At 53.8% G+C, this 22,005-nt stretch carries 19 protein-coding genes and 1 tRNA gene; 4 read left to right on the plus strand and 16 right to left on the minus strand.

The window, feature by feature from the left end; translation table 11 throughout:
• Entirely contained in the window at positions 1–912 is a 912-nt protein-coding gene (locus KGZ66_07175; GenBank protein ID MBS3985370.1) for a DMT family transporter, read from the minus strand.
• A 439-nt stretch (positions 913–1,351) separates the two neighbouring features.
• On the opposite strand from KGZ66_07175, the gene KGZ66_07180 reads away from it, so the two are divergent.
• Positions 1,352–1,879, plus strand: coding sequence for a hypothetical protein (locus KGZ66_07180; protein MBS3985371.1), 528 nt, complete (start codon positions 1,352–1,354; stop codon positions 1,877–1,879).
• 78 nt (positions 1,880–1,957) lie between these two features.
• Here KGZ66_07180 and KGZ66_07185 read toward each other — a convergent pair whose 3' ends face one another.
• From KGZ66_07185 to KGZ66_07230, 10 genes are all read right to left on the minus strand, one after another.
• Positions 1,958–3,016 (minus strand): hypothetical protein, encoded by a 1,059-nt coding sequence (locus tag KGZ66_07185; protein ID MBS3985372.1) that lies wholly within the window; start codon positions 3,014–3,016, stop codon positions 1,958–1,960.
• Positions 3,009–3,773: a site-specific DNA-methyltransferase gene (locus tag KGZ66_07190; GenBank protein MBS3985373.1), complete on the minus strand. Its 765-nt coding sequence runs from the start codon at positions 3,771–3,773 to the stop codon at positions 3,009–3,011. The genes KGZ66_07185 and KGZ66_07190 overlap by 8 nt, the downstream gene beginning before the upstream one ends.
• 356 nt (positions 3,774–4,129) lie before the next feature.
• The gene (locus KGZ66_07195) at positions 4,130–4,894 is read right to left on the minus strand and encodes a DUF1828 domain-containing protein (protein ID MBS3985374.1); all 765 of its coding nucleotides are present in this window, start codon (positions 4,892–4,894) and stop codon (positions 4,130–4,132) included.
• Positions 4,842–5,405, minus strand: coding sequence for a hypothetical protein (locus tag KGZ66_07200; protein ID MBS3985375.1), 564 nt, complete (start codon positions 5,403–5,405; stop codon positions 4,842–4,844). Before KGZ66_07200 ends, KGZ66_07195 begins: the two co-directional genes overlap by 53 nt.
• A 348-nt stretch (positions 5,406–5,753) precedes the next feature.
• A tRNA-Leu gene (locus KGZ66_07205) sits at positions 5,754–5,838 on the minus strand.
• 103 nt (positions 5,839–5,941) lie between these two features.
• The gene (locus tag KGZ66_07210) at positions 5,942–7,144 is read right to left on the minus strand and encodes an acetyl-CoA C-acetyltransferase (protein ID MBS3985376.1); all 1,203 of its coding nucleotides are present in this window, start codon (positions 7,142–7,144) and stop codon (positions 5,942–5,944) included.
• Positions 7,145–7,168: 24 nt separating this feature from the next.
• Positions 7,169–7,909 carry a 3-oxoacyl-[acyl-carrier-protein] reductase gene (gene fabG / locus KGZ66_07215; protein ID MBS3985377.1) on the minus strand — a complete coding sequence of 247 codons (741 nt, stop codon included), beginning with the start codon at positions 7,907–7,909 and terminating at the stop codon, positions 7,169–7,171.
• Between the two features lie 99 nt (positions 7,910–8,008).
• Entirely contained in the window at positions 8,009–9,298 is a 1,290-nt protein-coding gene (locus KGZ66_07220; protein ID MBS3985378.1) for a GntP family permease, read from the minus strand.
• Positions 9,299–9,380: 82 nt separating this feature from the next.
• Entirely contained in the window at positions 9,381–10,934 is a 1,554-nt protein-coding gene (locus tag KGZ66_07225) for an acyl CoA:acetate/3-ketoacid CoA transferase (GenBank protein ID MBS3985379.1), read from the minus strand.
• A gap of 212 nt (positions 10,935–11,146) precedes the next feature.
• The gene (locus KGZ66_07230) at positions 11,147–12,934 is read right to left on the minus strand and encodes a sigma 54-interacting transcriptional regulator (GenBank protein MBS3985380.1); all 1,788 of its coding nucleotides are present in this window, start codon (positions 12,932–12,934) and stop codon (positions 11,147–11,149) included.
• Between the two features lie 151 nt (positions 12,935–13,085).
• On the opposite strand from KGZ66_07230, the gene KGZ66_07235 reads away from it, so the two are divergent.
• Both KGZ66_07235 and KGZ66_07240 read left to right on the plus strand, forming a co-directional pair.
• On the plus strand, positions 13,086–13,406 hold the full coding sequence (locus KGZ66_07235) for a DUF1657 domain-containing protein (protein MBS3985381.1): 321 nt from the start codon (positions 13,086–13,088) through the stop codon (positions 13,404–13,406).
• Positions 13,407–13,433: 27 nt separating this feature from the next.
• On the plus strand, positions 13,434–14,186 hold the full coding sequence (locus KGZ66_07240) for a DUF421 domain-containing protein (protein ID MBS3985382.1): 753 nt from the start codon (positions 13,434–13,436) through the stop codon (positions 14,184–14,186).
• Positions 14,187–14,197: 11 nt separating this feature from the next.
• On the opposite strand, the gene KGZ66_07245 is transcribed toward KGZ66_07240, so the two are convergent.
• The 5 genes from KGZ66_07245 to KGZ66_07265 all read right to left on the minus strand — a co-directional run bounded on the left by KGZ66_07245 (position 14,198) and on the right by KGZ66_07265 (position 20,113).
• Complete coding sequence (locus KGZ66_07245; GenBank protein ID MBS3985383.1) at positions 14,198–15,166, minus strand: dipeptide ABC transporter ATP-binding protein; 969 nt, start codon at positions 15,164–15,166, stop codon at positions 14,198–14,200.
• Entirely contained in the window at positions 15,163–16,164 is a 1,002-nt protein-coding gene (locus KGZ66_07250; GenBank protein ID MBS3985384.1) for an ABC transporter ATP-binding protein, read from the minus strand. The genes KGZ66_07245 and KGZ66_07250 overlap by 4 nt, the downstream gene beginning before the upstream one ends.
• 18 nt (positions 16,165–16,182) lie before the next feature.
• Positions 16,183–17,076, minus strand: a complete 894-nt coding sequence (locus KGZ66_07255; protein MBS3985385.1) for an ABC transporter permease — start codon at positions 17,074–17,076, stop codon at positions 16,183–16,185.
• Between the two features lie 13 nt (positions 17,077–17,089).
• The gene (locus KGZ66_07260; GenBank protein MBS3985386.1) at positions 17,090–18,061 is read right to left on the minus strand and encodes an ABC transporter permease; all 972 of its coding nucleotides are present in this window, start codon (positions 18,059–18,061) and stop codon (positions 17,090–17,092) included.
• Positions 18,062–18,148: 87 nt separating this feature from the next.
• Entirely contained in the window at positions 18,149–20,113 is a 1,965-nt protein-coding gene (locus KGZ66_07265) for a hypothetical protein (protein MBS3985387.1), read from the minus strand.
• Between the two features lie 302 nt (positions 20,114–20,415).
• Here KGZ66_07265 and KGZ66_07270 point away from each other — a divergent pair, with 302 nt between their 5' ends.
• Complete coding sequence (locus tag KGZ66_07270; protein MBS3985388.1) at positions 20,416–21,783, plus strand: L,D-transpeptidase; 1,368 nt, start codon at positions 20,416–20,418, stop codon at positions 21,781–21,783.
• Positions 21,784–22,005: the final 222 nt, after the last annotated feature.

Raw genomic sequence — 22,005 nt, forward strand, 5'->3', positions numbered from 1 at the left:
TTAGCCTCCCTTTTTGCATGTTGCCACCGCAGCGACAATCAAAGCCATACCGACATATTGCCAGGCAAAGAGCCGCTCATTTAGCAGCACGGCAGCCAGCAGTACAGCGGAGAGCGGCTCAGCGGCGCTAAGAATGGCCGTGCGCGACGCTCCAATAGACTTAATCCCCACTACATAAAGCAGTATTGCCAATGCAGTACATATAATGCCAATCCCTAGGCCCACTAACCACATAGCCGCGGTAAGCTCCCCGGAGAGCATATACACCGGTGGGTTAAGTAAGCTCAGGAACAGAGCGCAAAAAGTAATCGAGTAAGTCGTGACTACAATTGCGTCTTGTTTGCCGGTCGTCTTTTGGCCAATAAGAGTGAAGGCGGCGTACGAAGAAGCCGAAAGCGCAATCCAAAGCAAACCAAGCGGGGCAATCGTTCGCCCACCGTCCGACCAAGTGACCAGTGCTGTGCCTAAGAGGGCTAAGACAACTGCCCCGAGCATGGCCTTGTTCGCTCGTTCCCCCCAGATGATTCTGGCTACGCTCATCGTAATAAGCGGATGAATATAGAACAAAACTGCTACTAATCCGGCGGGCATTACTTCTAGCGCCTTAAAAAAGCCAAGCGCCGTCAAGGCATAGGCTACGCCTTGCACCGCTAGGCTACCTAGCTCTGGGCGGGTTATGCTGCCCTTATTTTTCCCGTACCACGTCATTATACCCCACATCACTGCCGCGGCTACCGTGAATCTAACTGTAAGGAGCCTAAGAGGCGTGTACCCTAGCTCAAAGCCGAGCTTGCCGAAATAGCCGTTAAAACCAAACAAGAAGGATGACAGCAGCACAGCCAGAAATCCCACCAGCGGGGAATCCGACACGAGACGCCCCACGGGGGGCGTGATACCTTGTCTAGAGCGCAAGCTCTTCACCTCATCTCAGTCAAGCCCGACACGGCAACACTCATATTGTAACACACTGCGGTGCGCCGTAGAAAACAAAAGGGACGGTTCTTTTTGTATTACTGTGGCCTGTATATCGCGGCCCCCAAGTAAAAGACCACGCCTTAAGCCAAAGAATCTTGCAGTCCGATACAAGAAGACCCGTCAGACTGTGCGAAAATCCTTCCTCGGGCGTAGGGACGTGCCTGTGGCACGTCAGCGGACGTGCGAAACGCACGTCCCTACAAGGTTTCTGTCGCCTCCTGCTTTCTGCCAGTGAGGGGTAGCCATGTTTTCACACAGTCTGCCGTTCCTTTTGGTCTCGGTTTGTTTCCGTCCTCCTTGTTCTCTTGTGTTGTGCAGGAAACAACACTGCTGCTAGAGAATCATTCTGTCACGAGCAGAAACGAGGTGTCTTGATTTGAGCGACAAGGTGCAGGAAGCTGTGTTGGAGCAACTGCTGAAGCTTACTGAATCAGTGCAGGACCTAGCCCACGGGCAGAAGCATTTGACAGAGAGAGTGGCAGGATTAGATGACAAGGTCACCAGGTTAGACGACAAGGTGGCCCGCTTGGACGATAAGGTCACCCAGCTCGATGAAAGGGTAACCCGTTTAGGCGATAAAGTCACGCAGCTCGGTGAAAGAGTAACCCGCCTAGATGAGAAAGTGACGCAACTAGATGTCAGCGTCTCGCGCCTAGATGAAAAGGTGACGCGACTCGACGTTAGAGCTACACGTCTAGAGGAATCCGTTGTCCGCATTGAAAACGACCACGGCATGCAGCTCGGGGCGCTCTTTGATGCCTTCTCGCTGCGGGGCGACCAAGTCAATGACCTAAGGGAGCATATGGACCGCCGCTTTGATTCTGTGCAGGCCGCGATTAACTTCCTCATCCATCGCACCAATGAACACGACAATGAGCTGATGCGCTTGCGCAAGGTCAAATAGACAACAAGTGGAACGGTTCTTCTTGAAAAATACAAGAAGAACCGTCCCTTTTGTTTCTTTTGTTTGCCATCATATTTGTTACTTTTGCAGTTCACCCTTTAGATCATCAATAAAGGCGGACATGGGGCGAACATAGTCCCGCAGACCTACATTGTCTAGTGCGGCCTTAAGCACCCTGTTATCGTCACGCAAATAGAAGCGGTGGCGAAGACCACCTAGCAGGGCAAGTTTGTCATCCGACAAGTCCTCCTCATAGGTGACGAGATGCCAGAGATACCGAATCTTATACTTGGATAATATCTCGCCCGTCGCGCTCGAGACTTGCTTCCATCTCTCTCGCAAGGTTCTTTTACACGATATTCCAATTAGCCAGCCCTGCTTGCACTTTACCCACTTGTCAACTTCAATGTCTGCCTGGAAGTGCTCCGGCTGCGTGGTTGCAGAGATACTAAAGTAATGGAACAAGAAGTCCGTGATATCCTCAAGGCTGCCGCCTGCACGCGATTTACGCTTCTGGCCTAATCGTCGCTCAAACTCTTGGACAAACGCCGTTAGAACCATGTCTTCCGCAGCCTCAGGCAAGAAAGCAAGGCAGCGGCGCAATGCACCGAACTCTCTCGTTACGGCTGTCCGTTCAACTCTAAGGCACCCCTCAACACCCGCATCATCCCAGAGACGTACTACAGTTGCCAGAGCCTTCTCCCCGAGCGTATCGAAGTAGGCCCTTGCAGTAGCCAATGTATAGGCCCGATCATCTGCAGGAATCTCGGACAAGGCCTTATTTATTGGGATCATCACGTTTTCGCACGTCAGGGCGAGAACAGTCACATCGTCCACAGTCTTAATCCTATCCGTGATATCTGCCGCGAGCAGAGCCACCCTATCTGCCTTGGCGCGTGAGCTAGCATACCTAGTGGAAATAAGGGTCTGGATGGTTGATTGGGCGATCTTCACCTTCACATTGTCGTCATTGGCTTTGTCGCTAGTAATTGCTCTTAGGGACAATGCTAGATCTGACAAGAGCCGTGAGTTCGTGCCTATTCCTCCATACTTGTCGCCGTTTATGAGCATGCGGGCAAACCAATATACATTTGCCCATGGGCTGTCTTCAATAACCTCACAGACAGGCCTACTCATGCCAGCTAACACCTGCCAGCCGCCTGTTGGCCATTGCACAGTACTCGGGGGAAATGTCGATGCCGATGAAGTCTACTCCTTGATTACGAGCAGCCACGGCGGTTGTTCCTGAGCCCATAAATGGGTCTAAAACCAAGTCAGTATAGCAGCTCGACACGATTCGCTCAATTAAGTCCACCGGAAAAGGGGCGGGGTGGGGATTGTCCATGTCCTGCGTAAATTCCCATACATCCCCATAGCTGTTGCACTTGGGCTTTAGTTTGAAGCCTCTATTGCAGATAAGATAAATAACCTCGTATGTAGGTAGGAAATACCCTGGGTTAAAATTTATTCCTCCCTTGCGGCGCCAAATAATGATCTGTCTGACAGGGAAGCCTGCCAAAATATCACTTCGATCCTGCAGCAACCCGTTCTGCACTCGCCACTTATGGTTGTAAAAGATTGCTCCCTCGTCCGTCAGCAAGCGAACCATCTCGGTTAGGCAGTCACGTTGCCAAGCAACATATTCGCGATGTGGCATGTTGTCGTTGTGGGTCTCGTAACCTTGAATAAGCCTCGCGTTCGACCACTTACCGCCGCGACCATCCCTCATCCCATTTCCCGAGCTGTTCTTTAGGTTGTATGGCGGAGAAGTAACGATGAGTGGAATGCTGTTTTGTGGCAGTGACTTCATGACATCAATTGCATCGCCACAAATAAAGGTATTTCTATAGCTATCTAGCTTGTGGCGCTCTAGCTGAAAAATAGTGTTAGCCATTAACACGCCTCCTCGAAATGATCGCGTGACTTCAGCTCCATTATACCAAACGGGCCTTGCGTTTCAAACAGCTACGGTGGCAATCCAAGACAATTTGAAAAACAAAAGGGACGGTTCTCTTTGTATTACTATGGCATGCATATCGCGGGCCTCAAGTAAAAGACCACGCCTTAAGCCAAAGAATCTTACAGGCCGATCTCATCCATCGCACCAATGAACACGACAATGAGCTGATGCGTCTGCGCAAAGCCAAATAGACAACAAGTGGAACGGTTCTTCTTGAAAAATACAAGAAGAACCGTCCCTTTTGTTTCCTTTTGTTTCCTTTTGTTTCTTTTGTTTCGCTTTTGTAGCTCTCAGCTAGCAGCCGCCTCACGCTCAAGATATGTTTCGCCATCTGCTTTAAAGTCCTCTAAAGACGGGAACTGCTTGTCTGCAGCGTTAGTTAAGCGCCTGATGTCCTTAGGAGACAGAGCGCTCATGTCCTCATGAACAATCACGCTTCTAAAGGGCAGTCGCGCCTTCTGAAACTCTAGGCAGGATATCGTTACTAAGCGTGCCTTCATAGCATCTTTTACGCCAAACAGATAAATGGGTCGGTGGCCAACCTCAAGGCACATGTCCACCTCAAGATCGTCCCTATTAACAAGGGGGACAGTCCTCTTAGCCGGGTGGTACTTGCTGAACTTTCCCATGATGTGTTCCTCTAGCATCTCATAGAACATACTCCTTACCACTTCTCTGCTGAAATGCCGCATGCTCGAAACCTTAGACACTACTTGAACGAATGTCATTAGATTCATGTACAGGTGTTCTGCATCAGTATCTGCATAGATGTTGCCGTGCTCTTCTTTGAGGCCATGCTCTGCTATTATCCTAGTAAAGACCTTCTCCTTGTGCGGGGTGTCAAGCTCGTAGTTGTAGGATAGACGCATAACAGTAAGGCCGTAATCGCTAATCCTTACTATATCTTCCCCAATCTCTTGGAAGAAAACATCCACCATATCGCCGTCCTCATGGTAAAAAGGAGCAAAGAGCTGTACAATGCCAGGCCGCTTTTCTCTGAAGCTAATACGATTGTTCAGTTGGGTGCGCAGTAGATCTTGGTACGCTATTGCCATCTTTGTTTTCTCCTTCTGAGCTTAAGTATGAGGTCTGTACAGCTTGACTTAGATATGGGAAGTATACCTCTCCGCCTTGGATGTTTGTTGCCGTCAAAAAGTATCTGATTGCGTCTTGGTATGAAGAACATGCCGCCGACACTACGGCGTATCGGTCGGCCCTAAGTCCGGCCTCGATGCACGTCGCGTTCGCTAGGTGGATGTGAGTATAGGGGTGGTGGTTGTTATTATTAGTCTGTATCTCTGACTGCTCACCGTGCGGGCCGTTACAGCGCATAAGTGTTAATTCCGTCCCGTCGTCAGCGTGGTAGATAAGGCCAACGCTGTAGTTCTCTTCAAAACTGCTGTGCTGCCTGAAATAAGCGGAGAACTTCAGTTTACCGTCTAGGGAAGCGAGTTCTATCCCATTCTTCTTGTGCTGCCGCTCCTCTGTGTGGCTACGTTTCGGCGGTTTTGTTATCCGCTTTGGGCACTGAATCAACTGGTCGATGTCGGACTGAAGATACGCCACCTGTCAACACCCCTGTAACTATTCTAGTAGCCTAGCGCAGACATTTGCGTGCATGCTAGGCGCATTTCCGCAGAAAGCCTCCATGAAAACAAGGCTCATCCTGACGTGCACGCGTTTGGCTGAGGTCCCTCCTTGGGAATCACTACCGGCGCTTATGAACATTATAACAAATGGGCCTTGTGTTTGAAACAGCCGCGGTGACAATCGACGACAAGAAGCCGCTGGCCTATTGTGGACTTTGGTTTTCACCAGATTCGCGGATAATTCGCGGATAAGCTCTTAGTAGCCCACCGAAAAGACTCGAAAAACTAAACTAAAAAGGACCCGAAGGTCCTTGCTATTGCTGGCTGGTGCCGAGAGTGGGACTTGAACCCACATGTCCAGAGGACGCTTGATTTTGAGTCAAGTGCGTCTGCCATTCCGCCATCTCGGCATGAGTGAAGCCACAAGTAGTATAGCATCGACTTCACGCATAAGCAACAGGTGGGCGAGCGCGAGCTCGGCCCACCTGTTGGCTAGATGCAGAAGATGTGCGACTAGATGTTCTTTAGGACAATCGCCGTGCCCATGCCGCCGCCGATGCAGAGCGAGGCCAAGCCGAGCTTCGAGCCGCGTTTTTTCATTTCGTGCGCTAGGGTAGTAATTATGCGTGCGCCTGATGCTCCGACGGGGTGACCTAAAGCAATGGCGCCGCCGTTGACGTTGCACTTCGCGAGGATGGATTCCTCACTTACGCCGTGCTCTTCGCTCAGTTCTTTCACCACGCCGAGCGACTGTGCGGCAAATGCTTCGTTAAGCTCGAGCAGATCCATATCCGCCAACTTGACGCCTGCATGCTTTAGTGCCGCCGAAACAGCGGGAACCGGGCCCAGACCCATTACCAAAGGCTCGACGCCGCCCTGACCTATGCCAATAATCTCGGCTAGCGGGGTAAGTCCGTATTTGGCGACTGCCTGCTCGGAAGCTACGACGGTGAAGGCTGCGCCGTCGTTTATCCCAGATGCGTTGCCAGCGGTAATCGTGCCATCTTTCTTAAAGGCAGCCCGCAATCCAGCAAACTTGTCGGCAGCCGCAGCGCGGTTTGGATACTCGTCTTGCGACACGACAACGGTGCCTTTGCGATCCTTAATCTCCACCGGCGTAATCTCGTCCTTAAAGCGCCCGGCATCTACAGCGGCAATGGCCTTCTTCTGCGAGTTAAAGGCGAAGTCGTCCTGTACCTGCCTGGGGATGCCGTGCTTCTCTACAATGTTCTCGGCGGTAATGCCCATATGGACATTGTTGTAGGCGTCTGTCAGTGCGTCGTGAATCATGTGGTCGAGCGCCTGTACGTGACCCATTCTGAAGCCTGAGCGCGCGTTAGGCAAAATGTAGGGGGTCATCGACATGTTCTCCGTGCCGCCGGCAATGACGACGTGGTGCAGTCCGGCCTTGATATTGGCGTAAGCGTTAAACAGCGCCTTCATGCCCGAGCCGCAGACCATGTTTAGGCTGTAAGCGGGGACTCCAATGGGAACCCCAGCCTTAATCGATACTTGACGTGCCAGACCTTGCCCGAGTCCGGCGGGGAGTATGTTGCCGACAATTACTTCGTCGACATCGGCTGCGGGAATGCCGGTCGTCTGCAGCAAGTCCTTTACTACTGCGGCACCTAGCTCAGCCGGATGCACGGCAGCCAAGGCACCGTTAAAGGACCCGATGGCAGTGCGCTTTGCGGCTACTAAGTAGACCTTAGCCATTACTCTTCCTCCTCTTAGCTTAAACTACAGCACTAGGCCGCCATCAACCGAGAGAACCGCACCGGTAACAAAGCGCGCCTCATCCGAGGCCAGATACACGTAAGCCGCGGCAATGTCATCGGGGTAGCCAAGGGTCTTGAGCGGGGACTTATCCTTCATCATCTCAAGCACCTTTTCCGGCATTTTATCTGTCATAGGTGTCAGGATAAACCCTGGCGCTACTGCGTTAACCCTAATACCCTTGCGGCCAAGTTCCTTGGCCCAGCTCTTAGTGATACCGATAACGCCCCACTTGGTGGCCGCATAGTTAGTTTGACCGAAGTTGCCGTAGATGCCTACAACCGACGAAGCGTTAAGGATTACCCCGCCGCCCTGTTCGGTCATTACTTTGGCTACGGCTTGGCCGCAGTGGAAGACACCCTTTAAGTTGACGTCAATAACTCTATCCCATTCTGCCTCGGTCATCTTGGCGAGCGTGTTGTCGGCGGTGATGCCGGCGTTGTTAACAAGGATGTCGATACGGCCGAACTGGGTCTGCGTGGTCTGCACCAAAGCGTCCACCATGGCGCGGTCGGTAACGTTGACGAGGCAACCGATAGCTTGCCCGCCGCCTTGCGTGATTTCAGCTACAGTGCGGTCGATATCCCCTTGGTTCATGTCGGCAACTACAACTTTTGCGCCTTCGCGGGCAAAGGCTTTAGCAGTAGCTTCGCCGATGCCGCGTCCTCCGCCGGTGACGATTGCGACTTTGTCCTTGAGTCTCATAAACAAACCTCCCTTGATTTTACTCAGAGCGAGAGGCAGAAAGGAGTAGCCTCCTTTCTGCCGTCACTCGCGTTCTGCGGGGTGGAAACTCGGTCCGACTTAGACTAACCCCATGCTGGCAAGAACTATGGCGACAACGGTGGCTAGGACGGGCATTAGCAGCGATACGACAAAGATGTCGAAGTAGGAGTCTTGATGGGTTAAGCCTGTAACTGCGAGCAGTGTAAGCACGGCACCGTTATGCGGCAGGGTGTCCAAACCGCCGGAAGACAGCGAGGCGATTCTGTGCAGGGCTTCGGGATTAAGTCCGGTTGCCTGCGCTAAGGCCAAATATTCTGCGCCAAGCGCCCGTAGCGCAATACCTAGACCACCCGAGGCAGACCCGGTTGCGCCGGCAAGCGCGTTAACTGCCAATGATAGCGAAATTAGCGGGTTGCCGCCAAGGTCCATGAGGGCATCGGTCAAGGTCTTAAAAGCGGGTACCGCGCGCACTACCATGCCGAAGCCGACGGCGGCACTGGTGTTGATAATCGCTATAAGCGAAGCGTTGGCACCTGCGTTAATCGTGGCGACTAGTTTCTTTAGGATGCCCGGGTTAAGGGCGATAGCTACAACAATACCGGAAAGCAGAGCAAGAATGGGGGGGAACTTGAGGAAGGGCAGATTTAGCGTGGCGGGTACTACGATGATGGGAACGAAGGAGAGGAGAGTATTGGGTAGTTTCGAGGCGTCGACGCTCTTTGGTGCGCCTTTGCCTTCGGTAAAGACTTCGCCTGCCGCCGTGAGGCGCTTTTCTTTCCAGATCATGTATAGGTAGCCGCCTACCATGAGCACAATACCGGCGGCAATACCCATAATGGGGGCAGCGGTGGCTGGAGTCTTAAAGAATTCCATGGGGATAAGGTTCTGAATCTGCGGTGTGCCCGGCAGGGCAGTCATGGTGAAAGTAAATGAGCCAAGCGCGATACAACCTGGAATAAGCTTACGGGAAATATTGGCTTCTCTAAAGAGAGCGAGGGCGAGAGGATACATAGCGAACACAACAACGAACAGGCTGACGCCACCGTAAGTCAGAATAGCACAGCCGACGACTACTGCCAGGATAGCGCGCTGCTTGCCAAGGATTTGCACAAACCAATGGGCAACTGCCTGCGCCATCCCGGTCTCTTCCATGATTTTACCAAAGATTGCGCCTAACATAAAGATGGGGAACCAAGAGCGTGTGAAGCCAACAAACCCGTCCATGTACGTCGTCGTATACGTAGGGAGTAAGGGCAGACCGCCAAAGACAGCGACGACGAGTGCGCAGATTGGGGCAATCCAGATGATGGACATGCCTTTGTACGCTAGGAACATAAGGAGCCCCAAACCAAGAATTAGACCTAACATTAATTTCCCCTCCTTGTCTATATCGCATCCTTGAGCCGAGCGCTTAGCCCGGCCCAAGATCTGCTACCGAAAGATTAGCCGATTAGACTAAGTTTAGCCCCATAGGTGGTTCCACGAAAATCCTCTGGTCCATTAGCTTAAGCTCTGGGCTGATAATCGGCTTAAAGGCCATGAGGTCTAGAATGTCCTTTTGCAGGTCAACGCCGGGTGCGATTTCTGTGAGGACTAAGCCTTGCGCTTGCAGCTCAAAGACTGCCCTCTCCGTGACATAAACAACTCTGCGCTTGTTCTCGCGCGCATAATCGCCGCTAAAGGTTACATGCTCGACCTCATCGATAAACTTAACGTGCGGGCCTTCCTGCACGATTTTGAGTTGAGCGTCTTCTACCTTCACTTGGAGGTCGCCTGCGGTAAAGGTGCCGCAGAACACAACCTTCTTGGCGTTTTGCGTGATGTTGACGAACCCGCCCGCGCCGGCGACGCGCACGCCAAATTTGCTGACGTTGACATTACCGGCGATGTCGCATTGGGCCAAGCCAAGGAAGGCCACGTCGAGACCGCCGCCGTCATAGAAGTCAAACTGGTAGGCTTGGTCGATAATTGCATCCGGGTTGGTGGAGCAGCCAAAGCTTAAGCCGCCTGCCGGGACGCCGCCGATAGGGCCTGACTCAATGGTTAGGCGGAGGTGCTCGCCAATACCTTCTTCGTTAGCGACAAGTGCCACGCCTTCCGGCATGCCGATACCTAAGTTCGTGATGGCCTGCGGCACAAGTTCCATCGCGGCGCGGCGGGCAATAACTTTGCGTTCATCTAGCGGGAGCTTCTTTAGCGACTGCACGGGAACCTTAGCGTCACCGCAGTAAGCCGGGTTAAATTGCTCGGCAAAGGTCTGCATATGGTTTTCAGGTGCCGCTACGACCACGGCATCAACGAGAATGCCGGGGATTTTCACGAGACGCGGGTCAAGTGTTCCCTTGGCGACAACGCGCTCTACCTGCACAATGACAAAGCCACCGGAGTTGCGCACAGCTTGCGCAATGGAGAGGGCCTCGAGTGTCACGGCCTCTTTGTGCATGGTGGTATTGCCGTCCTCATCGGCAAACGTGCCGCGGATGAGGGCGACATCTACCGGGAAGGCTTTGTAGAATAAATACTCCTTGCCATGCACGTGCATCAGCTCGACTACATCTTCGGTGGTGATGGAATTTAGTTTGCCGCCTTGGCGCCGCGGGTCTACAAATGTTTTTAGCCCCACATGTGTGAGGGTGCCGGGTTTGCCTGCAGCTATATCGCGGAAAAGATGACAGATAACTCCTTGAGGTAAGTTGTAGGCCTTAATCTTGTTGGCAACTGCCATGCGACCGAGCTTTGGTGCTAATCCCCAGTGGCCACCGATGACCTTAGCCACCAATCCCTCGTGGGCTAGATGGTTCATGCCCTTCTCTTTGCCGTCACCTTGCCCGGCCGCGTACACCAGCGTAATGTCGGTGGGGTGCCCTTCCGCCAAGAAGCGCTTCTCGATGGCAGATGTTAGTTCCTCGGGGTGGCAGTTGCCCACGAAGCCGCCGCAAGCGATGGTGGCGTTATCTTTAATGTGGGCCACCGCTTGCGCAGCGGACATAACTTTAGACCGCATAAATCGTCCTCCTTCTTCTCTTCCTTCACCTTGAGTCTAAGCGGCAGGACAAAGTTCGACAAGCAGGAAATTATGCGAATTTTGCTGTAATACGGCTCACTTTGACGTCAAAAAACTGTACGGAAAGTCGACAGGGAGCACCGTCCTGGTGCTCCCTGTGTGTTCTTCTGCCCGACACAAGGCCGTAATATGTTTGGGTTCCCGTACAGGCGCTATTCTCCCTCGTCTTTGCGTTCCAGTAAATTGTGTTTTTGCATCTTCTCATAGAGGGAAGTGCGGCCGATGCCGAGCAACTTAGCTGCAGCTGCCTTGTTGTTTTCCGTCAGTCGTAGGCTGTCTAGGATGGCCTGCCGCTCTGCCGCGAGCATTACTTCTTCAAGTGGCTTAATGTGCTCCACATGTCGCCCTTCGGTGATTTTCTCTGATAGGTGCCGCGGCTGAATCACCCATTCCTTGTCGAGCTGACCAATCGCGCGCTCTAACTCGTTCTCAAGCTCGCGCACATTACCCGGCCAGGAGTAACGGTGCAGGAGGCTCATGGCTTTCTCGCTCACGCCTTCGATGTACCGGCCATACTTCTGGATATACCTGTCCAAGATATGCTCGATGAGGTCGGCTAGGTCCTCCTTGCGCTCCCTTAGCGGTGGAATTACGAGGCTCCAGGCAGAGATGCGGTAGTATAAATCGCGACGCAAAAACCCAAGGCGCACGCGTTCCTCTAGGTCTTGATTAGAGGAGACGATAATGCGGACGTCAACACGTTTAGGCGTCTGTGCGCCAATCTTCTCAACTTCACGCTCCTGCAGAACCCGCAAGATCTTAGCCTGCATGCTAAGGGGCATATCCGCGATTTCGTCCAGAAAAAGCGTGCCGCCGTCAGCGATTTCGAACTTGCCGGCCTTGCCGCCGGGCCGCGCGCCGAGGAAGGAGCCTTCTTCGTAGCCAAACAGCTCCATCTCCAAGAGGTCGTTAGGAATGGCCGCGCAGTTTATGCGCACAAAGGGATGCGCCGCCCGCTTGCTGTGCGCGTGGATCGCTTGCGCGAAAACTTCCTTGCCTACGCCGCTTTCGCCTAGCACCAGAACAGTGGCATCAGATAGCGCAGCCCTAGTCGCATGGCGCTTCACTTCCTCTATGGCCGGGCTACTGCCGATGATGTTCGCAAACGAAAAACGAGAGCGGTTGGCTGTGTTTATCTGCCCTTTGTAGAGCTCAAGTTGCTCCTCCATGCGGCTAATCTTCTCGTGCAGGGCCTCAAGATCGCTCATTTTACGAAACAGCACTTTGCCGACCGCTCCGATTATTTCGCCGTTGCTGATCATGGGAATGCGCGTGGCAATCATGTAGTTGCCGCGAATTAACTGCAGGTCAGCGATTTCCGGGATGCCGGTCTCTAAGACGATGTGCATACGCGTGTTTTCTATGACCTCGGTGACGTGACGCCCGATAGCGTCCTCTTCTTTTAGTCCTAAGAAGTTTAGGTAGGCCTGACTCATCATGGTGATTATCCCGCGCTTATCTACCACGATGATACCGTCGTAGGCGATTTCTAGAATCGTTTTTAGTACCTCGCTGTAGCGCTTCTCATGTTCGAGTTCGTGCCTTAACACTTCCTGTTCGGAAATGTCTTCGAGCACTAGCATGGCACCTGTAGTAGCTTTCCGGCCCCTGAGAGGCACAGCGCGCACGCGATAGCGCCGACCGGAAAGCGTCGTGACGAAGGTTGTTTTTTCGCGCTGAGCGAGGATGAGATACCGCTCTGCCTCGCTCTGCAGGTAATCACCTATGTTTGAGCCAACCGCTCCTTTGCCGCCGCACTCGGCAACGAGCGCCTCCGCAGCGCCGTTCGCGTAAACTATCTTGCCTGCACCGTCCACCGCGAGCAGGGCTGCCTCCATTGCTTCAATGACAGCGCGCAAGTTGGCGTCGGCGGCCTCGAGCCTGTCAAAATACGATCTTAATAGCGTTTGTCTGTCTAAGAGAGCATCTTTACCTTTCATACTTCACCCGCCTTTGCCGTAGACTCGCCATTATTATACCAAATACCAGAACAATAGAAATCCAACATCTACCACGATTTGGCGCGAGACAATTCGCGCAAACTACACTCGGTCCAAAAGATTAAGGCCAAAAGATTAAGGAGGTAGGTTTGTGACAATAGCGAGCCAAGTGGCGCAGTGCTTAGCAAACATTGAAGGTGCAGCGGCAAATCTTAAAAGCTTCGCCCTGCAGACACAAGACCAACAAGCCAAGCAGATGTTTCAGCAGTTAAGCCAGAGCATGGACCAATCCGCACAGCAGTTGCGTGGCCGTATGGATTACATTATGCAGCAAGAACCACAGTACGCCCAGGAGATTCAGGGCACCTACAACATCTCCGGCGGCACAACGGGCACTACCACGCTAGGGGGCACCGGTGGGGCCGCGGGCACGACAGGTCAGAAACAGAAGCGCGATAGAGGGACCTACTAACAGACCAAGGGCAGGGAGGTGACGCAGATGACCCTAGTAGCGGTACTGCTGCGCACTTTCGCTGCCTTTCTCTTTTTGTTCCTCATGGTGCGCTTCGTTGGCAAACAGCAGCTAAGTCAGATGACTTTCTTTGACTTTATCTCGGGCATCACCATTGGCTCTATTGCGGCGATTGCGGCAAGCGACCTGACAGTTGGCTGGGAAGCATGGGTAGCTCTCTTAGCCTGGACCGGGTTGACCGTCCTCTCTGCCGTAATAGCCCTCTCTAGCCGCAAGCTGCGCAAGCTCCTAGACGGCGAGCCGACCATTCTCGTGCATAGAGGCAAAATCCTTGAGGGAAACTTAGGCAAAGTACGTTACACAGTGGACGACCTGCGCGCTCAGTTGCGTGCCATGAACGCCTTTAGCCTAGCCGATGTGGAATACGCCATACTTGAGACTACGGGCGAACTAAGTGTGCAAAAGAGCCCGCATAAGGAGCCGCCCTCGCGCCAGGAGATAGGGCTAAAAGGCGAGTATGCCGGCATCGAAATGGAGCTTATAGTCGACGGCGAGATTATGTCTAAGAACCTCTCGGACTTAAAGAAGGATGAAGCGTGGCTCAAGCAAATGCTTAAAGCGCACGGCGTGGAGTTTGCTAGCGAAGTTTTCTACTGCTCCATAGATGAGCAGGGGCACCTGTTTGTGGACAAATACGAAGACCAAATCGCACAAATTCGCGACCCAAGCGACTACAAGTTAGACGCTTGGGTAAACATGGACAAAGAGGACAGGCGCTAGGCCTGTCCGTTTTACTTCGCAAGGTGACAAGCCACGAAATGCTCCGGCCGCACTTCTGACCACTCCGGTACTTCGCTCTTGCAGCGGTCGACAACATATGGGCAACGTGTGTGGAAGCGACACCCGGCTGGCGGGTTAATGGGGCTTGGGACATCGCCTTGCACGACAATCCGCTTACGCTCGCGCCTAGCGTCAGGCTGCGGAATAGCAGAGAGCAGTACCTGCGTATACGGATGCAGCGGCTCAGCGTAGAGCTTGTTTGAAGTTGTCATTTCAACAAGCTTGCCTAGATACATGACGCCTACTCTGTCGGAAATGTGCTTAACTACACTTAAGTTGTGCGCGATAAAGAGATACGTCAGATCGAACTCTTTCTGCAGGTCTTCCAAGAGATTGAGGATCTGCGATTGAATAGAAACATCTAGTGCCGACACCGGTTCGTCGCAGACGATTAGCTTGGGGTTAAGAGCTAGGGCTCGCGCAATGCCGATGCGCTGTCGTTGCCCGCCACTAAACTCATGCGGGTAGCGGCGGTAGTGATACGAAGCGAGCCCGACTTTTTCTAGGAGTGATTTAACTCGTGCTTCTAAGTCGGCACCCGCTACCATTTTGTGTATACGCAGCGGTTCGCCGATAATCTGCCCTACCGTGAGGCGGGGGTTAAGTGACGAGTAAGGGTCTTGGAAGATAATCTGCATATCGCGCCGCTTTAAGCGCAGTTCCCGTTTGCGCAGCTTGAGAAGGTCTTGCCCTTCGAACTTGATGCTGCCTGAGGTCGGTTCCTGCAAGCGCAAAATGGTGCGCGCTGTGGTAGTCTTGCCGCAGCCGCTCTCGCCCACCAAACCAAGTGTCTCGCCCTTGTGTACGGTGAAGCTGACGCCATCGACCGCACGTACATGGTTAACTATCCGGCGCAGGAAACCGGCGCGTATGGGAAAGTACTTAACCAGATTATTGACTTCAAGTAACAGCTCGCTCATGCCGATACCTCCCCGGTATTGTGGTCAGGTAGGGGATACCAGCAGCTGACGCGGTGCCCTTCGCCGATATCAACCTCTGGCGGGGACTCAGTGTAGCACCGCTCCTTAGCGTAAGGGCAGCGCGGGTTAAAGCGACACCCAAGCGGCATATGCATGGGGTGCGGCACTACGCCCTTAATGACGTGCAGGCGGTCGCTTTGTTTGTCGAGCCTCGGGATGGAATGGAGGAGTCCCTCGGTGTAGGGGTGCTTAGGCCGCTCGAAGAGGTCTATGGCACTGGCTTCTTCCACAATCTTGCCGGCATACATTACAACTACGCGGTCGGCGGTCTCGGCTACTACGCCGAGGTCGTGCGTAATCAGCACAATGCTCATGCCCATCTCTTGGCGCAAATCGCGAATTAGGTCGAGAATTTGGGCTTGGATAGTGACGTCAAGCGCGGTCGTAGGCTCATCCGCAATCAGGAGTTTTGGGTTGCACGCTAAGGCCATGGCAATCATCACCCTCTGTCGCATACCGCCGGAAAGTTGGTGGGGGTAATCTAGGGCGCGCCGCTCGGCACTAGGGATGCCCACTTTGCGCAACATCTCAACGGCCTTAGCGTGGGCCTTGGCCTTGTGCAGCTTTTGGTGTAGCTCGAGCGTCTCCGCAATTTGGTCGCCGATAGTAAACACGGGGTTAAGGCTCGTCATCGGTTCCTGAAAGATCATCGACATGAGATTACCGCGAATCCCCTGCATAGCTTTTTCGCTTTGGGCGAGCAGGTCTTGGCCCAAGAGCTTAACGCTTTCGGCCTCTACACGCGCCGGGGGGATGTCGAGGAGCCGCATCACCGAGAGCATGGTGACGCTCTTACCGCAGCCGCTCTCCCCTACAATTCCCAACGTTTCGCCTTGGTTGACGTGAAATGTAATGCCGTCTACGGCCGGGACGAAATGTCCGTCTTTGTCTCGAAAGGAAGTCTTGAGGTTATTAACTTCTAGCAAACGCTCAGTCATACATACCCTCCTTAAAAGCTACCGCGTGGCACGGGGGTCAAGTGCATCGCGCAAGCCGTCGCCCACATAGTTAAAGGCCAATACTGTCACGAAGATAAACAGCCCCGGGATAGTGCTAATCCACGGCGCGCTGCGGAGCAAGGGCCTGCCGCCGTTAAGGATAGTTCCCCAGCTAGGAGGCGAGATGACGCCAAGCCCAAGGAAACTAAGGCCAGACTCGACCAAAATGGCTCCGCCGATGCGCAACGAGGCATTAACAATGATAGGAGCCATGGTGTTAAGCAAAATGTGCGTAAACACAATACTTGAATCTGTCGCTCCAATCGCCCGCGCGGCTTCTACGTAGTCCATTTCGCGCAAGGACAGAAACTGACCTCGCACCATGCGCGCGAGTCCCGGCCAAGCGGTAGCACCAATAACTATCATAATGTTCATGGTGCTGCGCGGGAGTACGGCAATCACGGTCAGGAGGAGAAACATCGTGGGAAAGGAAGCCACTACTTCGGTAAAGCGCATGAGAATGTCGTCAATGACGCCGCCGAAGTAGCCTGCCACCGCGCCGATTATCGTGCCGATAACTAGGGCAATGCCTGCTGCCACGAATCCTACCGAGAGACTGATGCGGCTCCCCCAAACTACCCGGCTAAAGATGTCTCCGCCGATGCGGTCAGTGCCAAACCAGCTGGTGAGCGATGGGGGCTGCAGTGACTTAGTGAAGTCCATATGGTCGTAATGGTGCGGCGCCACAAGCGGCGCAAAAATAGCCATGCCATAGAGCAGGAGCAACACAAACAAACTGACCATGGCCAGCTTATGGCGGCGAAAACGGCGCCAAACCATGCGCGCGTAGGTTTCTTCTTTGGGCATTGCCAAAACCAGAGGTGTTACGTTAGGTGCAACACTAGATTTCAAACCGCTCACCACCTTAGTTGTACTTGATGCGGGGGTCGACCACGAGATACAGCATGTCCGCAAGGAACGCGCCTAGAACCATTAACGACGCTCCCAGTAGATTAAAAGCCATAATCACTTGGTAGTCTCTCTGCATCACAGCATTCCAGCTCAAAAGGCCTACGCCAGGCCACGAGAAGATGGTCTCAATGATAACGGAGCCGCTAAAGAGAATCGGCAACTCAAAGCCAATCAAGGTGACAATGGGCAAGAGGGCGTTACGCAAAGCGTGCTTAAGGATTACTTTGATTTGCGGCAAGCCTTTTGCCCTAGCGGTACGCACATAATCTTGACTAACAACCTCGAGCATACTAGCGCGCATATAGCGCGTAATGCTAGCTAAGTTTGTAAAGCTCACTACCGCTAGCGGCAGAATGAGATATCGCACGCGGTCGACCAGGAAATACCATAGCCCGTGTTCGGCAATCGAAACCCCCCACGTTGCCATGCCTGTGGTTTGGATAAAGGGGAAGCGCAGTCCTACATAGTACAGCAATAGCAGTGCAAGCCAGAACTGCGGCATCGACTGCCCAAGGAAGGCATAAAAGGTCACCACATGGTCAAACCACGAATACTGTCTAACTGCAGAGATGATGCCGATTGGTATCGACAAGAGGTAGATAATGATCAGGGTAAGGAAGTTAAGTAACAGTGTGGCCGGCAGACGGGCTGTGATCATATCTAAGACAGGTTCGCCGGTCACAAAGGAGTTTCCGAACTCGCCGCGGACAACCTGTCCCGCCCAGCGGATGTACTGCTCGGGGATTGACCTATCAAAGCCGTAGATAGCAGCTATGCGCGCCCGGTCCTCGGCGGTGGCCGTGCGGTCTACCATAAGGTCAATGGGGCTGCCCGGGGCTAAGTGCATGATGCCAAACGAAACAATACTGATACCGATAAGGAGGATAACCATCTGCATAACGCGACGAGCGATGTACCCAGCCAAGGTGTAACACCCTTTCCACGCAAAAGTCAGAACTTATAATCGCAAAAACGGGCAGGGAGCAATTCTCCCTGCCCATTGCTCGCCAGACTATCTACCGATAAACCACTTTTCCGGGAACAGCGTGCCGATATGAGACCACACTATCCCTTGGATGCGCCTGTGATGGGCTGCTACTTGGTTGCGGTTGTAGAGGAAGATGTATGGGAGGTCGCGGTTGAGGATCGAGGAGATTTCCCAATAGAGCTGACGGCGCCGCTCTTGGTCGAAGGTACCGCGGGCTTGTTCAATGAGGCGGTCAACTTGCGGGTTGTTGTAGCCGACGTCGTTAAAGCCCATGAGGACGCCCTCGGCATTAAAACCAGAGCTAGAGTGGAAGAAGATGAAGTTATCCGGGTCTAGGCTAAGGTTCCAACCCCACTGGTAAATCTCGAATTCACCGGCGTCGAGCTTGCCGAAGTACACGGAGACTTCAAAAAGCTCAATGTTCATGTCAATCCCGACCGCGCGCCACTGGTTGCGGATAATGGCTAACATTTCGGTACGGGTTTGGTCGCCGGAGGCGCTGATGAGGTTAAACGCTAGGCGCTGGCCTTGAGCGTTCATGCGTATGCCGTCTGCTCCTACCCTGTTCCATCCGGCCTGCACCAGGAGGTCGATGGCCTTTTGGCGATTATGCGGGTAATTGTAGACGTTAGGGTTATGCGCCCAGGAGGTTGGGGGTTGGTCAGCGTTAATGACGGTGCCGTACCCCTTAAAGAGGGTCTGTACCATGCCCGGACGATCAAGTGCGTACTTCATGGCATGCCGGACGCGCACATCCTTAAAGATGGGGTGATCCTGCTTCATGCCGATATACCAATAGCCATGCTGTCTTAGTTCCCTAAACTGCAGCCGTGCCGCGTGCTGCGTGCGCACGCGCTCGATGTCGTCTACGGGAATGTTGCCCATCCAGTCGATTTGCCCGGCTTCAAGCGCCACCAGCATAGCTTGTGTGTCGTGAATAATGCGGTAGCGAATGCGCTCTATGTAGGGCTCGTTGCCTGCCCAGAAGTAGTTGGGGTTGCGCTCGAGCACTACGAACTGCCCGGGGATCCACTGCCTAAAGAAGTATGGCCCCGTACCAATCGGAGAGCGACTGCGAGGATGCTCGCGCAGCTGTGCTACCGGAGTGCCGCTAAAGATGTGGCGGGGGATAATGCCGATAGTCAGCTTCGAGATAAACGCGGCGTCTACTTGGCTAAGCCGAATAACCAAAGTGTGGTCGTTCGGTGCGGTAATTTCGCGCACCGCGCGGAAGTCCCGCCTGCGCACGCCGGTGTAATCGGGGTGCATGATTGTGTCGTAGGTGAACTTAACATCGTGGGCGGTAAAGGGGCGACCGTCGTGCCACTGCACGCCGCGGCGCATAAAGAAAGTTAGGGTCAAGTTGTCGGGGCTGACAATCCAGTCTTCCGCCAGGTCACCCATAAACTCAAGGCGCTCGTTTGTGCGCACCAAGCCGTTGTGAATCATGCCGATGACGGTATTTGATCCGGCATCGGTGCTAAGGATTGGGTTTAGCGTCGTCGGGTCGCCGCCCAAGCCAAACACGATTTCACCGCCGACGGCAGGCTCGATCGGGGTAGTGATGGACACGGTGTTAGTGGCTGCAATCCAGTCTACCTTGCCTTCTAGGGTCTCGGCCACGAAGCGGCCCGGTACCATGGTGCGGCCGTTAAGGATTTGCGGCGCTACATCGATAGGTAATGGTGCGCCGTTGACAAAGGCCATCCGCTGCCCGAGGGTCAGCCTGACGGTGGTCTGTCCTCTGGTGCCGCGCACAGTGCTAGTAGCTTCGTCCCATTCTACTCTGGCTCCGAGAGCCTCAAAAATGGCACGGAAGGGCACTAATGTGCGCCCGTTTACGATGGCGGGGGCGACGTCGGTTACTAGGGGTCGGCCGTTAATGTTGACGGCAATTCTAGGCGACGCCGTAGCTGTGGGCCCCAAGCCATAAAAACCTGCGACTAGGAGCGACACTGCCGCCAGAACAACTAGACATTTTCTTACCATTCATTTCCCTCCTTAATGATGTCGAATGCCAAGAAGCAATACTTCTTCATGTAATATACTATTCTCGCAACCGCAAATCCTGCATTTCGCACAAAAATTGTCGCAAGTCAGGTATGTCCGGCCGGCGACAGGTGCTGACCGTCCGCGCATCGCACCGTCGCTATGAATATATATTCATGATGTGGACAACTATACAGGAATGGGCGAGCGAAAGCAACGCATTTTGTATTGCATTTCTATGTCTTTTCTTAGCGCCGCACGTTTCTGCATATACTAATGTGGCTTAAGAAAGGAGCGCAATAATGCGGTTTTTGCGTCAGGTGTTGGCTGTTGCCTTAGTCGTCGGTTGCAGTTTGTTTGTTGTGCCTGCCTCGGCCCGTAATGAAGGCAGCCATTCCATAGTTATTAACCTGCCGGAGTTTAGACTGCGGCATTTTGTCGGTCAGGAGCTAGTGGCCAGCTACGCCATTTCCATTGGCAGGGTGACTACGCCTACGCCGGTGTCATCGCCTACGCGGCGCTTTGAGATTTTCTCCCGAGCAAAGCACCCGGCATGGCGGAGTCCAATAACGGGTCAAGTAATGGCTGCAGGGCCGGCCAATCCGCTGGGCACGCGCTGGCTAGGGTTAATGACTATCGACAGCATTACGCTGCGGGGCAACGAAACCTGGGAGTCGTTAGCGCGGCAACACCGCACTACCGCCGCTACTCTCCGCAGATGGAACAGCCTGCCTGCTACGACACGCATAGTGCCGGGGATGACTATCGTAGTGCATAGGCACGACGGCTATGGCGTCCACGGCACAAACGCTCCCGCTTCTATAGGGACTTCCGTCTCACTCGGCTGTATGCGTATGCACAATCGCGATGTGGAAAGGCTCTTTGATATGTTGCCAAACGGCGTGCGCATACCCGTCACCATTCTGTATGAGCCGGTAGTCAAGCGGAGCGACATGATAACAGGTGCGCCGTTTATCGAAGTCTTTCACGACGTCTATGGGCGTATGCGAGATAAGGCGAGTCATGTGGACGAGGCGGCGTCGCAAATCGGTGCCTCTGTGCCTAGCTGGCTTCGCCTAAGCCTACGCGAGCCCTTTGCAGGTTCGTTTGTTTTAAGCCATTACCCGCGGGTGGAAAACAACGGGCAGATAGTGGCAGTGGGTGCGCTAAGGAGCGACAACGAGTTGTTCCTGCCGTTACCCATCGTGGAGCGACTTCTTGGTGTGACATACACGGAAGCAGGGGGCGAAGCTTTCTTGGGCGGCCTGCCGCTTACGCCAAGAGATGCAGTGTTCTATAATCAGCAGATATTCTTGCGTGGCAGCCTTATCGCCGCTATCACAGGTCGCGGGTACTTCTACGACGAACTCCAAAACGCCGTGCAGCTGTCAGTGACACGGCTCGTTGTTAACGGCAGCACCGTATCTTTCAACAGCGTGTTTGTCCACCCTGAGCTTGGCCCACTAGTAAACGCAGACGACCTCGCGCGCGGGTTAGGCCTTGCCCTAAGCACCCTCTCCCCGAGCCAAGTGCTGCTTGGCGGACACCGCCTAGCCATCCAGATGCTTGGCACGCAGAGTTTTCTCGCCCTGCCAGAGCTTCGCCGCATCGCCCCACGCGCAACGTGGGACCTAGCCAGCGGAGTTCTAACTGTGAGCAGCGAGCGGTGAGGGGGAAGATGGACTTTGCACCACAGAGTCACGGAGGGCACAGAGGCCTGTTAGTGCCCTCTCTGTGTTCTCCGCGCCTCTGTGGTTAAAAGGGTCCCCCTCCTCCACGAAGTGCTAAGTGCAAAGTGCGAAGTGCCACGTATGCTTGAGTGGGGAAGATGGACTTTGCACCACAGAGTCACGGAGGGCACAGAGGCCTGTTAGTGCCCTCTCTGTGTTCTC

The sequence above is a fragment of the Selenomonadales bacterium genome, from assembly GCA_018335585.1.
Taxonomy (GTDB): Bacteria; Bacillota; UBA994; order UBA994; family UBA994; genus UBA994.